The following is a 15,052-nucleotide window of genomic DNA, read 5'->3' on the forward strand; positions in this document are numbered from 1 at the left end:
CCGCGCATTAAAAACAATCAACGCCAGCTTAGTCCCGACGGCGGCCCAAATAGCACCGCGCTCGGCTCCCGTGGTGAGATGGAGTTTTAGGTTCCATGAAGGAAGTACAACCACCCCATGTCTATTGAACTCACCATCGGCGCCCCGGCCCACGGCGGCCACTTCGTTGCACGGCATGAAGGGCGCGTCGTCTTTGTCCGGCACGGCCTGCCGGGGGAGCGGGTCCGGGTCCGGCTCACCGAATCCGGCGAGGACGCCAAGTTCTGGCGGGCCGACGTCGTCGAGGTCCTCGAGGCTGCAGAGGGACGCCGGGAGCATTTCTGGAAGGACGCAGACGCCCTGCGCGCCGCGGCACGGGGAAAACTGCCCGTGGGCGGCGCGGAGTTCGGCCACATTGACCTGCCGGTCCAGCGCCGGCTGAAGGCGGAGGTCTTCGCCGAGCAGCTGCGCCGGCTCGGCGGGACCGACCTGGTCCCGGAGGTCGAACCCGCACTCGAGGAAAGCGCCGACGGACTGGGCTGGCGTACCCGGGTCAGTTTCTCGGTGGCGCCCAGCGGCCGGCTGGCCATGCACGCCCACCGCTCAGATGAACTCATTCCCGTCGAAGAAATGCCGCTGGCCTCCGCGGCGATCAACGCCCTGCGTCTGTGGGAGACGGATTTCACGGGCATTGACCGCGTGGAGGTAGCCGCTCCGGCTGTCGGCGGACAGCCCCTGGTCCTCCTGATCCCGGCGGCGGGAACCCACCCGCGGATCCCTGCACGGATTGCCGGCAACCTGCCGGACGGCGTGTCCGTGGCCGCCTGGGACCCGGAGAGCCACGAGCTCACCCGGCTGAAGGGACGGACCTGGGTGCAGGAAACGGTGCTGGGCCACGACTACCGGGTCACCGGTGCCGGCTTCTGGCAGATCCACCGTTCGGCACCGCAGACGCTGGCCGCAGCGGTCCTCGAAGGGCTCCAGGTGCAGTCCGGGGAATCCGTGGCGGACCTGTACGCAGGTGCCGGGCTGTTCACCGCTCCGCTGGCCGCGGCGGCCGGGGAGTCCGGCCGGGTGCTCTCGGTGGAAGGATCCCCGGGTGCCAGCCGTGACGCCCGGAAGAACCTCTTCGCCGCACCCCAGGTGCAGATCAGCCAGGGCCGGGTGGACAAGATGCTCCGCGAAGCCGGGGACCTCGACGTCGTGCTCCTGGACCCGCCCCGTGTCGGAGCCGGGAAAGCGGTGGTGCAGCAGATCGACGCCGCCGCGCCCCGCGTGGTCGGCTACGTGTCCTGCGACCCGGCGTCGTTCTCCCGGGACCTCGGCTACTTCCGCGCCGCGGGCTGGGAAATGGACAGCCTGCGGGTCTTCGACCTGTACCCGCATACCCACCACATGGAGTCCTTCGCCGTCCTGCGCAAGCGCTAGCGGTACCGTCGCCGGCGCCGGAAACGCCGCCGGCGACGCCGGTCACGACGCGTCGTGGCCCATATCTCCTCCGGGCGCCCCTGTAAAGGCTAGGATGGGAAGCAGTTGTCCAGTACTGCGCCTTTTATGGGGGAGTTCTCCGGAAGTTTCGGTTTTTCGGAGGAGTCGTTGCCCAGGCAGGGGGCCTGTGTCGGCAGGAAATGAACCACCGGTTTCCAAGCCGCCCCCTTTGCCCGACTTTTTAGGGAAACCTAACTGGCGGGCAGTTGTGACCTGGACAAAGATAACAAGGTGGCGAGAGGAGTCCTGTTATGACTAATGTGGACAGCTTCGGATCCAAGGGCGTCTTAGACGTCAAAGGTTCCGAGTATGAAATTTTCCGGCTGAATTCCGTCGAAGGCGCCCAGAGCCTTCCGTTCAGCCTCAAGGTCCTGCTGGAGAACCTGCTCCGCACCGAAGACGGTGCAAACATCACGGCAGACCACGTACGTGCCCTGGCGCAGTGGGACGCAGACGCAGAGCCCAGCACCGAAATCCAGTTCACCCCTGCCCGGGTGATCATGCAGGACTTCACCGGCGTACCCTGCATCGTTGACCTGGCTACCATGCGCGAGGCCGTTGCCGCTCTCGGCGGGGACCCCAAGCGCGTGAACCCGCTGGCACCTGCCGAAATGGTCATCGACCACTCCGTGCAGATCGATGCCTTCGGCAACTCCGGCGCCCTCGAGCGCAACATGGAGATCGAATACCAGCGCAACGGCGAGCGGTACCAGTTCCTCCGCTGGGGCCAGACGGCATTCGATGACTTCAAGGTTGTTCCCCCGGGCATGGGCATCGTGCACCAGGTCAACATCGAGTACCTGGCCCGCACCGTCATGACCCGCGAAGTTGACGGCGTCCTGCGTGCCTACCCGGACACCTGCGTCGGCACCGACTCCCACACCACCATGGTCAACGGCCTGGGCGTGCTCGGCTGGGGCGTTGGCGGCATTGAGGCTGAAGCAGCAATGCTCGGCCAGCCCGTCTCCATGCTGATCCCGCGCGTTGTCGGCTTCAAGCTGACCGGTGAGATCCCCGCCGGAGCAACGGCCACCGACGTCGTCCTGACGATCACCGAAATGCTGCGCAAGCACGGTGTGGTCGGCAAGTTCGTCGAGTTCTACGGTGAAGGCGTCGGCGCTGTTCCCCTCGCCAACCGCGCCACCATCGGCAACATGAGCCCCGAGTTCGGTTCCACTGCGGCGATCTTCCCGATCGACGACGTGACGCTGGAATACCTGCGCCTCACGGGCCGGTCCGAGGAGAACGTAGACCTCGTTGAGGCCTACGCCAAGGAACAGGGCCTCTGGCACGACCCGTCCAAGGAAATCAAGTACTCCGAGTACCTGGAACTGGACCTGTCCACCGTGGTTTCCTCCATCGCCGGCCCGAAGCGTCCGCAGGACCGCGTGGAACTGACCAACGCCAAGACGCAGTTCCGCAACGACCTCAAGAACTACGTCCACGAGACCGTAGAGGCCGAGAACGGCACCGTCGACGAGACGCTGGAAGAGACCTTCCCGGCCTCCGACGCCCCCTCGTTCAACGCCAACGCCACCACGGTTGAAGACCATGACCACGACCTGGTTGCCGAGGCGGATGCTCCCGCCCACCGCGCCACCAACTCCGTCCCGGTCACCATGGCCGACGGCCGCAGCTTCGAGCTGGACCACGGTGCGGTAACGATCGCCTCGATCACCTCCTGCACCAACACGTCCAACCCCTCCGTGATGATGGCCGCCGCCGTGCTGGCCCGCAACGCGGTGGACAAGGGCCTGGCGTCCAAGCCGTGGGTCAAGACCTCCGTCGCTCCGGGCTCCAAGGTTGTTACGGACTACTACGAGAAGTCCGGCCTGATCCCGTACCTCGAGAAGCTCGGCTTCTTCGTGGTGGGTTACGGCTGCGCCACCTGCATCGGCAACTCCGGTCCCCTCGAAGAGGAGATCTCCGATGCGATTAACGAAGCCGACCTTGCAGTCACCGCCGTACTTTCCGGCAACCGCAACTTCGAAGGCCGCATCAACCCGGACGTGAAGATGAACTACCTGGCCTCCCCGCCGCTGGTAGTCGCCTACGCCCTGGCCGGCACCATGGACTTCGACTTCGAGAATGACCCGCTGGGCCAGGACGAAGCAGGCAACGACATCTTCCTGAAGGACATCTGGCCGAACCCGGTCGAGGTCCAGCAGATCATCGATGCCTCCATCGACAAGAAGATGTTCAGCGACAGCTACGACACCATCTTCGAAGGCGACGACCGCTGGAAGTCCCTGCCCACCCCCGAAGGTGCAACCTTCGAGTGGGACATGGAGTCCACGTACGTCCGGAAGCCCCCGTACTTCGAGGGCATGAAGGCCGAGCCGGAGCCCGTCTCCAACATTGAAGGCGCACGCGTGCTGCTGAAGCTGGGCGATTCGGTCACCACCGACCACATCTCCCCGGCCGGTTCCTTCAAGTCCGACACCCCGGCAGGCAAGTACCTGCTGGAACACGGTGTGGCCCGCAAGGACTTCAACTCCTACGGCTCGCGCCGTGGCAACCACGAAGTCATGATCCGCGGCACCTTCGCCAACATCCGCATCAAGAACCAGCTGCTCGACGGCGTTGAAGGCGGTTTCACCCGTGACTTCAGCCAGGCCGATGCACCGCAGGCTGCCGTTTACGATGCCGCGATGAACTACCAGGCCGCCGGCACCCCGCTGGTTGTCCTGGCCGGCAAGGAATACGGATCCGGTTCCTCGCGTGACTGGGCCGCCAAGGGCACCGCACTGCTGGGCGTCAAGGCCGTTGTTGCCGAGAGCTACGAGCGTATCCACCGCTCCAACCTCATCGGCATGGGCGTCCTTCCCCTGCAGTACCCGGCCGGCGTCAATGCCGAGTCCCTGGGCCTGACCGGTACGGAAACCTTCTCGGTTGAAGGTGTCACCGAACTGAACAACGGGACCACGCCCAAGACCGTAAAGGTCACGGCCACCCCCGAAAACGGCGAAGCCATCACGTTCGACGCGGTTCTCCGCATCGACACTCCGGGTGAAGCCGACTACTACCGTAACGGCGGCATCCTGCAGTACGTACTGCGCCAGATCTCCGCTAAGTAGCAGTAAACGCACCACGTTCAGGGCTCCGTTTCCCCGATCCGTCCAAAGGGCGGTGGAGGGAAACGGGGCCCTGAAGCGTTGGGTAGGAACCGCGGAGCGCACGCCGCGCGTTAGAGTTAATCCATTGCGACGGTGTGCAGTGCCGCCGATACGACTCAAGGGAGGCACCCCTGTTGGGACTTCTGGAAACAATCCGGGATCCTCGGGACCTCGGCAGGCTTTCGCTGACACAGCTGAAGCGGCTTGCTGAGGAGATCCGATCATTCCTGATCACTAACGTCGCGCAGACCGGCGGGCATCTCGGGCCGAACCTGGGCGTGGTGGAACTGACCATGGGCATCCACCGGGTCTTTGATTCGCCGCGGGACAGCATTGTCTTTGACACCGGGCACCAGTCCTACGTGCATAAGATCCTCACCGGGCGCCAGGACTTCGCCACGCTGCGCCAGCAGGGCGGCATGTCCGGCTATCCGTCGCGTGCCGAGTCGGTCCACGACATCGTGGAAAGCTCCCATGCCTCCTCCTCCCTGTCCTGGGCGGACGGCATCTCCCGTGCCCGGCAGCTCAGCGGCGAAGGCGACCGCTACACCGTGGTCATGGTGGGCGACGGCGCGCTGACCGGCGGCATGGCCTGGGAGGCCCTCAACAACATTGCCGCGGACCAGCGCCGCCGCGTGGTGATTGTGGTCAACGACAACGGCCGCTCCTACGCCCCGACCATCGGCGGCCTTGCCGACTACCTGGCGTCCCTGCGTCCGACCATCGACGCCGTCCGCACCCATCACGCCTACGAAAACACCCTGGACTGGTCGCGGAAGCGCCTGCAGCAGGGCGGCCCTGCGGGTCGGTTCGCCTACCGCAGCCTGCACGCCGCGAAGAAGGGAATCAAGGACTGGTGGTCCCCCCAGGGCCTCTTCGAGGACCTCGGCATGAAATATGTGGGACCGATCGACGGCCACGACCTCGACGCCGTCGAACGCGCCCTCTACAAAGCGAAAAACTACGCCGGCCCCGTCATTGTGCACGCCATGACCGAGAAGGGACGCGGCTACGCTCCGGCGCGCGCGCACGAAGCAGACCAGTTCCACGCCGTCGGGATCATCGACCCGGAAACAGGCGCCCCCGTGGAACCGGGCGGCAAGGAATCCTGGACGTCCGTTTTCGCCACCGAGATCGCGGAGATCGCCGACGAACGTGCGGACATCGTGGGGATCACCGGTGCCATGCTCATCCCGGTCGGCCTGCACCGGTTTGCCGAGCGGCATCCGGACCGGGTGTTCGACGTCGGCATCGCCGAACAGCACGCCCTCACGTCCGCCGCAGGCATGGCCTTCGGCGGACTGCACCCGGTGGTGGCGCTGTACGCCACCTTCCTGAACCGTGCCTTCGACCAGCTGCTGATGGACGTCGCCCTGCACAAGGCCGGGGTGACCATCGTCCTGGACCGGGCCGGCGTCACCGGGCCGGACGGCGCCAGCCACCACGGCATGTGGGACATGTCCATGCTGCAGATCGTCCCCGGGCTGCACCTGGCCGCGCCGCGCGACGCCACCCGGCTGAAGGAGGAGCTGCGCGAAGCCGTGGCCATCTCCAACGCCCCCAGCGTGGTGCGCTTCTCCAAGGGCACCGTGGGAAGCGACATCGACGCCGTGGAGCGGACCTCCGACGGTGTGGACATCCTGGCCCGGCGCCCCACCGAAGACAGCTCCAATGACGTTTTGATTGTCAGCGTGGGCGCCATGGCGGGCATGGCCCTCGACGTCGCCGAGAGGCTCGGCGCGCAGGGCATCAGTTCCACCGTCGTGGATCCGCGCTGGGTGCTGCCCGTGCCGCAGTCCATCATCCGCATTGCGGCCGACCACCGGATTGTCATCGTGATCGAAGACGGCGTCCGGGCCGGCGGCGTGGGCTCGCGGATCCGGCAGGAAATGCGGGCCGCGGGCGTGGACACCGCGTTGAACGAGGTTGGACTGCCGGCCGAGTTCCTGGACCACGGCAGCCGCAGCGAGGTGCTGGAGCGGGTCGGGCTGACCGCCCGGCAGATTGCCAACGACGTCGTCGCCCAGGTCCTTGGCACGAAGGTGCCGTTTGCCCGGCCGCTGCCGGGCTCCGAAATGCCGACGGGGCAGGTACCGAAGATCCAGTAGCCGCGCAGGGTCCGGCGTGGCCGGACCACTCTGAAGGGGTGTAAGCCATGGCGGATAACGTTCCTGCCCTTGCCGTTACGGGAGCCACCGGTGCCTTGGGCGGAGCGGTTGCCCGGTTGCTCGCAGAAGCAGGTGTCCGGCAGCGGCTGCTTGCGCGGCGCACCGCCCGCCTGCCCGAGCTGCCGGATACCCCCGTCTTCGCGGCCTCCTACATGGATAGGCCACAGGCGGTAAGTGCCCTGCGCGGCGTGCACACCCTGTTTATGGTGTCGGCCGCTGAAAGCCCGCACCGGGTGGAGGATCACTGCACCTTTGTGGACGCGGCCGTCGACGCCGGCGTGGAGCACATCGTGTACACGTCCTTCATGGGTGCGGCGCCCGACGCCGTCTTCACGCTGGCCCGTGACCATGCCGCCACCGAGGAGTACATCGCGTCCCGGCAGGGCCTGGAGCACACGTTCCTGCGCGACTGCCTCTACCAGGACGTACTTCCCACCTTTGTCCACCCCGACGGCGTCATCCGCGGCCCGGCGGGAGAAGGGCGTTTCGCCCCGGTGGCGCGGAGGGACATTGCCCGCACCGCCGTGAAGATCCTGCTGTCGCCGGGGCAGCACCGGAACCGCACCTACACCCTGACCGGTCCTGATGAGCTGAGCATGGAGGATGTTGCCGGCATCCTGGCCCGGGTCACCGGAAGCCCCGTGAGCTACCAGGCGGAAACCTACGACGAGGCCATGGCCTCCCGAATGAAGGCAGGGGCCGCCCGATGGCAGGCGGAGGCGTGGACCAGCAGCTACCGGGCTATTGCTGAGGGCCAGCTGGCGCCGGCCAGCCCGGACATCGAACAGCTCACCGGTATTGCCCCGGTGGGGTTCGAGGATTACCTGCAGCAAACCCGTAAGTGATCACCGCATGGGAGTGCCCGACGAGGCCCGCAGGGGATAGGGTCGAATGTATGGAACACCACATGCCCTCGGACGTCCCACGCTTTCTCGCTGAATGCACTGTGGGCGATCTGGATGACGAAACAACACCGGTAGCCGACCTGTACGGCATGTACATTATCTGGAGCGAGCAGCAGGGGACCGAGCCGCTGGCAGTTCAGGCGTTTTCCGCCGCCGTCCAGGAAGAGGGCATCGAGGCCGAGCGCCGGCGCAGCGAGCAGGTCTACACCGGACTGCTTCCCACCGGAGCCATTCCCATCCAGTACATCCTGGAAACGGATAAGGCCCCGGGTCCCAACAACAGCCTGGACACCTTCCTGGGCTAGCGCATTCTGCTGCCGGTCCGGGACTTTGCTGCCGGTTTGGGAAAAGCCTCCGCTGCGCAGCGGCAGGGATTTCCCAAACCGTAGGGTTTTTCCCAAACCGCAGCGATTCGGTTGCCGTGAATTCCGGCTGGAGCCCGAATCCCTGCATTCTGTCCGTTTCCCTACGGTTTGTCCGGGGTTCCCGCGCCGCGCGGAGCAGGGATCCGGACAAACCGCAGGGTTTCCCCCAAACCGCAGCGATTCAAGGGTCCGCACAAGGAGAGCGGTTCACGGGGGTAGCGTAGCTTCCATGACTTCTTACAACAGACTCGGAAATTCCGGCCTGACCGTCTCCACGGTCGGACTGGGCTGCAACAACCTGGGCCGTCCGGGGACGCCCACCGAATCGCAGGAGGGCACCGACGCCGTCGTCAACGCCGCCGTCGACGCCGGCATCACCCTGTTCGACGTTGCGGATGCCTACGGGCGTACCCCGGGGCTCAGCGAGGAAATGCTGGGCAAGGCGCTGGGCAACCGCCGCGACGACGTGGTGGTAGCCACCAAATTCGGCATGGATATGAAGGGCGTCAACGGCGCAGACTTCGGTGCCCGGGGATCCCGCCGCTACATCGTCAAGGCTGCGGAGGCTTCCCTGCGCCGCCTGAACACGGACTGGATTGACCTCTACCAGTTCCACACGCCGGACCCGCTGACTCCCATCGAGGAGACCCTCGCGGCCCTGGATGATCTGGTGACCAGCGGCAAGGTCCGGTACATCGGACACTCCAACCGAGCGGGCTGGCAGATTGCCGAAGCGGAGTTTGTGGCCCGGATGGGCGGCTTCACGCCGTTCATTTCCTCGCAGAACCATTACAACCTGCTGGACCGCCGGGCCGAGCTGGAGGTCACTCCGGCCGCCGAAGCCTACGGACTGGGCGTGCTGCCCTACTTCCCGCTGGCCAACGGCCTCCTCACGGGCAAGTACAGCAGCGGCAAGGCTCCCGAAGGCAGCCGGCTGACGCACTCCCGGACCAACCTCCTCGAGAACGCGGACTTCGAGCAGCTTGGCGAGTTTGGCCGGTTCGCGGCCGAGCGCGGCCTTACCGAGGTCCAGGTGGCCTTCTCCTGGCTTGCCGCACAGCCGTCCGTGGCCTCAGTGATTGCCGGTGCCACCAAGGTGGAGCAGGTGCAGCAGAATGCCGACGCCGTTTCCTGGGTCCCGTCCGAGAAGGACCTGGAAGAGCTGGACCGGATCTTCCCGCGGACGCCGAAGGTTGCTTTGTTCTAGGTTCCGCTCGTCACCTTGGAGGGTCCGGTGGGTCCGGAACGGCGGCAACGAAAATCCCTTGCTCGCTTCAGCTCGCCGGGATTATTAAAGCCGCCTAACCCGGACCCACCAGCTCCTCCGGGCAAAACCGAGGCGCAGGGGAGGTACCCGAAAGCCGCTGGGACTGTTCGATGGCGTCTATGCCGATGGACCAGGTAATCCAGAGGGCCAGCGCTGCTGCCGCAAGGAGTACCAGGGACGGGGCGAGCCGTTCCTGTTGCCAGGGGCGGAGGACCAGGGCGAGCACGGCTGCTGTGGCCGCGGTAGCCGGGGGTACCAGAGAAACTGCCAATACCCATTGGCGCCTCGGCACCTGGTGGCGGTAGAAGCAGGCGCTGTGATCGGGATCCATTTCGAATTCATAACCGAACGCCGCGACTGTAGAAAAACCCGTCAGCATCAGGCAGATAACACCGACCGTCAGTAACGTCCCGGCGTTCATGCGTGTGCTCACGCGCAATAGTCAAACATACGAGCGAAGATTTGCCGCTCTGTTGGGACGCAATCCTGAGTGGGCCGGTGGGGTGATGGGTTCATTCCGGCTTGGTTGCTTTGCCGTCGAGCCAGAGGGTGTCGGAGTTGTCCCGGTGCGTTCCCGTGGTGCCGACATGTTTCTGATCTATGGAGGCGCCGTTCTTAATGACGTGGACGAGTGCCATCCCGTGTCCGCGTCCGATTCCATAGTCGGTCTTGAGCCATTCGAGGATCTCCCCGGCCTTGACCTTCCCGCCGCTGAACCCTTTCGTTGCGGCGATATCCATAAACTGGCGGGGCGTTAATCCTGTTTTTTCTTCAACGGCGTCGAGGTAGGCCTGGAAAGACATGGTTGTTCTCCTAAATCCTGAGCTGACTTTGCGGATTCGCGGGATCGCTAGCCGCCGGTCTCTTCCCGGCGTTCCTGCCGGTAACCCTCACGCTGATGTAGGACGAAGCTTGCCAGCAGCCTGATGAAAGCAGCGCCCAGTACCAGGAAAAGACCTATCAATAGCCAATTCCACGGCTCGTCGAACGGTAGGAGAAGAACCAGCCACAACGAGACGCAAGCACTGAGCATGAACACGACCATTCGCTTTGTACGCGTCTGCGGCCATGCTGGGCCCTGACTCATGCAGGGAGGCTAGCGCGGCAGCTGCCCGCTGACCAGACCCGAATGAAATGTACCGGGACAGGAACGCAAAAGCGCCGGACGGACCGGGTTAGGCGGCTTTAATAATCCTTGCGAGCTCTGCGAGCAGGGATTTTCGTTGCCGCCGTTCCGGTCCGCCCGGCGCGGGCGATACCTTGGGCTACAGACTAAGCAGCCACAGCCGCCCCATGGAACTTCTTGCCGTTCACGCGCTCGGAAGCCCCGACGCGGTCCAGGTACGGCGTGATGCCGCCCAGGTGCATTGGCCAGCCGGCACCGAGGATCATGCACAGGTCGATGTCTTCCGGAGCTGCCACAACGCCCTCTTCGAGCATGAGCCCGATTTCCTCGGCCAGGGCATCCTGCGTGCGGCGCAGGACTTCCTCGGAGGTGGAAGGCGTGGTGCCGAAGTCCAGCATCGCCAGGGTTTCCTCGGGGATGTAGGCCTTGCCGTCCTCGTCCTTCTGCCACAGGGACTTGATGCCGGCGTCGATGAGCTTCTGCGAGTTCTTCGAGAGCCAGAAGCGCTCACCGAAGGCCGAGTGCAGTGATTCCTGCACATGCTGTCCCACCGGCAGGCCCACGAGGGCGAGCAGGGTGAACGGAGACATCGGCAGGCCCATCGGACGCAGCGCATTGTCTGCGGTGGCGGCGTCGGTTCCCTCGTCAAAGACCATGGTGATCTCGCCGAACATGCGGCCCAGGATGCGGTTCACCACGAAGGCGGCGGCATCCTTGACCAGCACGGCGGTCTTCTTCAACTGCTTGGCGAGGACAAAGGCGGTGGCCAGCACGGCGTCGTCGGTCTTGGGAGCGCGCACGATTTCCAGCAGCGGCATAACGGCGACCGGGTTGAAGAAGTGGAAGCCCACTACCCGCTCCGGGTGCTGCAGGTCCGCGGCCATTTCCGTCACGGAGAGCGAGGAGGTGTTGGTAGCCAGGATGCATTCGGGGGAGACCACGGCCTCCACCTCGGCGAACACCTGCTTCTTCACGGAGAGTTCCTCGAAGACGGCCTCGATGACGAAGTCGGCGTCCGAGAACGCCTCCTTCGAGACCGAACCGGTGACCAGGCCCTTGGTGCGGTTGGCGGCGTCGGGGGAGATGCGCTTCTTGGCCAGGAGCTTGTCCACCTCGGCGTGCACGTAGCCCACGCCCTTGTCCACGCGCGCCTGGTCGATGTCCGTCATCACCACGGGCACCTTGAGCTGCCGGGCGAAGAGCAGGGCGAGCTGGCTGGCCATCAGGCCGGCGCCGACCACGCCCACCTTGGTGACCGGGCGGGCCAGCTTCTTGTCCGGCGCGCCGGCGGGGCGCTTGCCGCGCTTCTGGACCAGGTCCAGGAAGGCGTAGACCGTGGAGCGGAACTGCGGGGTCTGCATGAGCTCGGCCAAGGCATTGCACTCGGCCTCCCGGGATTCCTCGCGGGTCCAGGTCTTGCCGGCTTCAAGCAGGTCCAGGACCAGGGCCGGGGCGGGGGCCGCGTTGGAGGTCTTGGCCTCCACAAACGCACGTCCCTTGGCGACGGCGGCGTCCCAGGCTTCGCCGGCGTCGGCGGGTTCGACGGCGTTGGGCCGGGAAACCTGCTCTTCGCCGCTGATCACGCGGGAGGCCCAGGCCAGGGACTGCTCCAGGAAGTCCGCCGGCTCGAACAGGGCATCGGCGATGCCCAGCTTGTAAGCGGCAGCCCCGGAGAGGGTGCGGTTGTTGCTGAGCGGGTTCTCGATCATCACCTTCACGGCGTTCTCGGGTCCGATCAGGCGCGGCAGCAGGTACACGCCGCCCCAGCCCGGAACCAGGCCGATGAAGGCCTCCGGCAGCGACAGTGCGCCGGCACCGGTGGAGACCGTGCGGTAATCCGACTGCAGGGCGATCTCCAGGCCGCCGCCGAGGGCAACGCCGTTGATGAAGGCGAAGCTGGGCACGCCCAGGTTGCCGAGCTTGGCGTAGACATCGTGGCCCAGGTGGGCCATCGCGGCGCCGTCTTCGTATTCGGAGATGGACTTCACGGCGGAAAGGTCGGCGCCGGCGACGAGGTAGAACGGCTTGCCGGTGACGCCGACGCCGACAATCTCGCCCTTGTCCGCACGGGCCTTGAGCTCGTCGAGCTTTTCGCCCAGCTCCAGGAGCGTGTTCGGGCCGAGCGTGGTGGGACGTGAGTGGTCGACGTCGTTGTCCAGGGTGATCAGGGCGAAGGTGCCCTGGTTGCCCGGCAGCTGGATGTCGGAGACGTACGAGTGGGTGATGACCTCGGTGGGGAAGAGTCCCGCGAGGCGCTGGTAGTCAGGAGCAGACATTACTTCGTGGCCTCCGTGGAATCGGTGTTGTAGTCGGGGTGGTTCGGGTTTTCCCAGATCACGGTGGCGCCCATGCCCAGGCCGATGCACATGGTCGTCATGCCGTAACGCACGCTCGGGTCTTCCTCGAACTGGCGGGCCAGCTGGTTCATCAGACGGACGCCAGAGGAGGCCAGCGGGTGGCCGACGGCGATGGCGCCGCCGTAGCGGTTCACGCGGGGATCGTCGTCGGCGATGCCGAAGTGGTCCAGGAAGGCCAGGACCTGGATGGCGAAGGCCTCGTTGATCTCAAACAGGCCGATGTCCTCGATGGACAGGCCGGTCTGCTCCAGCACCTTTTCGGTGGCGGGGACCGGGCCGTAGCCCATGACCTCGGGCTCGACGCCGGCGAAGGCGTAGCCGACCAGGCGCATTTTGACGCCCAACCCAAGTTCCTCGGCCGCTTCGGCGGAGGCCAGCAGGGCGGTGGTGGCGCCGTCGTTCAGGCCGGCGGCGTTGCCGGCGGTGACCCGGCCGTGGGCGCGGAAGGGGGTCCGCAGCTGGGCGAGGTCTTCAACGGTGGTGCCCGGCCGCGGCGGTTCGTCCACGGTGTTCAGCGTCCAGCCGGAGCCGGGCTTCTTCGTGGCGACGGGGACCAGGTCCGGCTGAATGGCGTTATCGGCGTAGGCCTTGGCCAGCTTCTCCTGGCTGGCGGCGGCGTACGCGTCGGTGCGGTCCTTGGTGATGTGGGGGAAGCGGTCATGCAGGTTTTCCGCGGTGTTGCCCATGTTCAGGGCGGCCGGGTCCACCAGCCGCTCGGTCATGAAGCGGGGGTTCGGATCAGCGTCCTTGCCCATCGGGTGGTTGCCCATGTGCTCCACGCCGCCGGCGATGACGACGTCGTAGGCGCCGAAGCCGATGCCGGACGCGGTGGTGGTCACGGCCGTCATGGCGCCGGCGCACATGCGGTCAATGGCGAAGCCCGGGACAGTGCGCGGCAGGCCGGCCAGCAGCGCGGCGGTGCGCCCGATGGTCATGCCCTGATCGCCGGACTGGGTGGTGGCTGCAATGGCAACCTCGTCAATGCGTTCCGGAGGAAGGGAGGGATTGCGGCGCATCAGTTCGCGGATGCACTTGACCACCAGGTCGTCAGCCCGCATGCCGGCGTAGATGCCTTTTTCGCCTGCTTTGCCGAACGGGGTCCGCACTCCGTCAACGAAAACTACGTCCCTGATCTGCCGTGATCGGCTTTGTGGGCTCACGTACTTACTCCTCTTTGAGATATGAAACGGAACAACGTCCGAGTCGATGTTACTCGTGAGTAACATAGGCCGCAAGGACATCGACGGACAGCCGTGGACTGATCCGCTATGGCGTGGATCACGCCGGTTCCGAATCGACCCTACCCACATACCGGCGTTCGACAAACCCGTGGTCCGGCCGGGATTCCGGCGCACCGGGCAGTAACGGAACAGGTGACACGGGGGAGCAGGGCTATGCGCGTCCGGCCGCCTGGCCCGGGGAGCCCCCGCGACGTGAGGCCAAAACCTGGGCAACCGCTGATCCGGCCGCTGATGCGACCCAGAGGATGAGAGCCGAAAGGATCCAGTTGCCAATCCCGGTGTTGCTGACTCCCGCCGGGATAGCACCGGCTATAACCAATGCCAACAGGGCAGCAACGAGCCCCGTCCCGCCGAGGAAAGCAGGCGCGTAGCGCTTTGCCGCCCAGTTGGTCAGCGGTGTCATAACGGCCTGGGCGAGCACCACCACCAGTACCGTCGTGACGAATCCGGCCCACTGGACGCGGAACCCGGGCACCCACCACATACTCAGCAGAAGGGCTGCGCTTGCCGCAAGTATCTGCAGCAGGCAGGTCATCAGCAGATTTTTCACGAGGCCGGGGTCAGGCGGAAAGCGCCATGGACTTCAGCCGGTCAAACTCGGACTCGGTGATGCTCCCGTCGGCAAGGAGGCTGCGCGCGGACTCAATCTGCTGGGCGGGGGAAGCTGTTCCGGCGACCCGCCGTACATAGCTGTCGGTTGCCTCCGCCTCCTCCCGGGCCCGGGTCTCACTCCGCTCAGCCATACCTCCGCCCCGGGCGATGATGTACACCAGCGCCGTAACAAAGGGGGCGACGAACAGAAAGAAAATCCAGGCCGCCTTGGCGAAACCGCCAAGTTCCCGGTCCCGGAAAAGGTCCGCCAGGATCTGGAACAGCAGGATTAGATAGGCCACGAAAAAGAACGCCACAACGATGCTCCATATGGATTCCCAGAAGCTCATGTCAATCTCCTTTGATAATTCCCCCGGGGGTGCGTGGCCTGCCCGCCGTACGTGGCCATGTATATGTCGAAGTGCAGCCGGGGAGCCCGCTGGTGTCCT

At 65.5% G+C, this 15,052-nt stretch carries 12 protein-coding genes; 6 read left to right on the forward strand and 6 right to left on the reverse strand.

The window, feature by feature from the left end; all coding sequences use genetic code 11:
- Positions 1-117 precede the first annotated feature (117 nt).
- From N2K99_RS06780 to N2K99_RS06805, 6 genes are all read left to right on the forward strand, one after another.
- Positions 118-1,407 carry a class I SAM-dependent RNA methyltransferase gene (locus tag N2K99_RS06780; RefSeq protein ID WP_227933292.1) on the forward strand — a complete coding sequence of 430 codons (1,290 nt, stop codon included), beginning with the start codon at positions 118-120 and terminating at the stop codon, positions 1,405-1,407.
- A 311-nt stretch (positions 1,408-1,718) separates the two neighbouring features.
- A complete protein-coding gene (locus N2K99_RS06785; protein WP_227922419.1) occupies positions 1,719-4,544 on the forward strand; it encodes an aconitate hydratase in 2,826 nt (941 codons plus the stop codon).
- A gap of 173 nt (positions 4,545-4,717) precedes the next feature.
- A complete protein-coding gene (gene dxs, locus N2K99_RS06790; protein ID WP_227922417.1) occupies positions 4,718-6,691 on the forward strand; it encodes a 1-deoxy-D-xylulose-5-phosphate synthase in 1,974 nt (657 codons plus the stop codon).
- Between the two features lie 47 nt (positions 6,692-6,738).
- Complete coding sequence (locus N2K99_RS06795; protein WP_227922415.1) at positions 6,739-7,596, forward strand: SDR family oxidoreductase; 858 nt, start codon at positions 6,739-6,741, stop codon at positions 7,594-7,596.
- A gap of 50 nt (positions 7,597-7,646) precedes the next feature.
- Positions 7,647-7,961 (forward strand): hypothetical protein, encoded by a 315-nt coding sequence (locus N2K99_RS06800; RefSeq protein ID WP_255765888.1) that lies wholly within the window; start codon positions 7,647-7,649, stop codon positions 7,959-7,961.
- Between the two features lie 289 nt (positions 7,962-8,250).
- Positions 8,251-9,228: an aldo/keto reductase gene (locus N2K99_RS06805; RefSeq protein ID WP_227922411.1), complete on the forward strand. Its 978-nt coding sequence runs from the start codon at positions 8,251-8,253 to the stop codon at positions 9,226-9,228.
- Between the two features lie 94 nt (positions 9,229-9,322).
- Here N2K99_RS06805 and N2K99_RS06810 read toward each other — a convergent pair whose 3' ends face one another.
- The 6 genes from N2K99_RS06810 to N2K99_RS06835 all read right to left on the reverse strand — a co-directional run bounded on the left by N2K99_RS06810 (position 9,323) and on the right by N2K99_RS06835 (position 14,953).
- Complete coding sequence (locus N2K99_RS06810; protein ID WP_260554883.1) at positions 9,323-9,619, reverse strand: hypothetical protein; 297 nt, start codon at positions 9,617-9,619, stop codon at positions 9,323-9,325.
- A 181-nt stretch (positions 9,620-9,800) separates the two neighbouring features.
- The gene (locus N2K99_RS06815) at positions 9,801-10,091 is read right to left on the reverse strand and encodes a DUF4287 domain-containing protein (RefSeq protein ID WP_227922405.1); all 291 of its coding nucleotides are present in this window, start codon (positions 10,089-10,091) and stop codon (positions 9,801-9,803) included.
- 469 nt (positions 10,092-10,560) lie between these two features.
- The gene (locus tag N2K99_RS06820) at positions 10,561-12,690 is read right to left on the reverse strand and encodes a 3-hydroxyacyl-CoA dehydrogenase NAD-binding domain-containing protein (protein ID WP_227922403.1); all 2,130 of its coding nucleotides are present in this window, start codon (positions 12,688-12,690) and stop codon (positions 10,561-10,563) included.
- Positions 12,690-13,931 (reverse strand): acetyl-CoA C-acyltransferase, encoded by a 1,242-nt coding sequence (locus tag N2K99_RS06825; RefSeq protein ID WP_227922401.1) that lies wholly within the window; start codon positions 13,929-13,931, stop codon positions 12,690-12,692. Before N2K99_RS06825 ends, N2K99_RS06820 begins: the two co-directional genes overlap by 1 nt.
- 232 nt (positions 13,932-14,163) lie before the next feature.
- Positions 14,164-14,547, reverse strand: coding sequence for a phage holin family protein (locus N2K99_RS06830; protein ID WP_227933293.1), 384 nt, complete (start codon positions 14,545-14,547; stop codon positions 14,164-14,166).
- A 25-nt stretch (positions 14,548-14,572) separates the two neighbouring features.
- Positions 14,573-14,953: a PLDc N-terminal domain-containing protein gene (locus tag N2K99_RS06835; RefSeq protein WP_227922396.1), complete on the reverse strand. Its 381-nt coding sequence runs from the start codon at positions 14,951-14,953 to the stop codon at positions 14,573-14,575.
- Positions 14,954-15,052 lie beyond the last annotated feature (99 nt).

It is taken from the genome of Arthrobacter sp. zg-Y1110 (genome assembly GCF_025244865.1).
GTDB lineage: Bacteria > Actinomycetota > Actinomycetes > Actinomycetales > Micrococcaceae > Arthrobacter_B.

What these genes read in the sequence shown, in the direction of transcription:
- N2K99_RS06830 (WP_227933293.1), bottom strand. Translation starts at nt 14,547, where the DNA reads ATGACCTGCCTGCTGCAGATACTTGCGGCAAGCGCAGCCCTTCTGCTG.
- N2K99_RS06835 (WP_227922396.1), bottom strand. Translation starts at nt 14,953, where the DNA reads ATGAGCTTCTGGGAATCCATATGGAGCATCGTTGTGGCGTTCTTTTTC.
- N2K99_RS06820 (WP_227922403.1), bottom strand. Translation starts at nt 12,690, where the DNA reads ATGTCTGCTCCTGACTACCAGCGCCTCGCGGGACTCTTCCCCACCGAG.
- N2K99_RS06815 (WP_227922405.1), bottom strand. Translation starts at nt 10,091, where the DNA reads ATGTCTTTCCAGGCCTACCTCGACGCCGTTGAAGAAAAAACAGGATTA.
- N2K99_RS06805 (WP_227922411.1), top strand. Translation starts at nt 8,251, where the DNA reads ATGACTTCTTACAACAGACTCGGAAATTCCGGCCTGACCGTCTCCACG.
- N2K99_RS06810 (WP_260554883.1), bottom strand. Translation starts at nt 9,619, where the DNA reads ATGGATCCCGATCACAGCGCCTGCTTCTACCGCCACCAGGTGCCGAGG.
- N2K99_RS06780 (WP_227933292.1), top strand. Translation starts at nt 118, where the DNA reads ATGTCTATTGAACTCACCATCGGCGCCCCGGCCCACGGCGGCCACTTC.
- N2K99_RS06795 (WP_227922415.1), top strand. Translation starts at nt 6,739, where the DNA reads ATGGCGGATAACGTTCCTGCCCTTGCCGTTACGGGAGCCACCGGTGCC.
- N2K99_RS06785 (WP_227922419.1), top strand. Translation starts at nt 1,719, where the DNA reads ATGACTAATGTGGACAGCTTCGGATCCAAGGGCGTCTTAGACGTCAAA.
- N2K99_RS06800 (WP_255765888.1), top strand. Translation starts at nt 7,647, where the DNA reads ATGGAACACCACATGCCCTCGGACGTCCCACGCTTTCTCGCTGAATGC.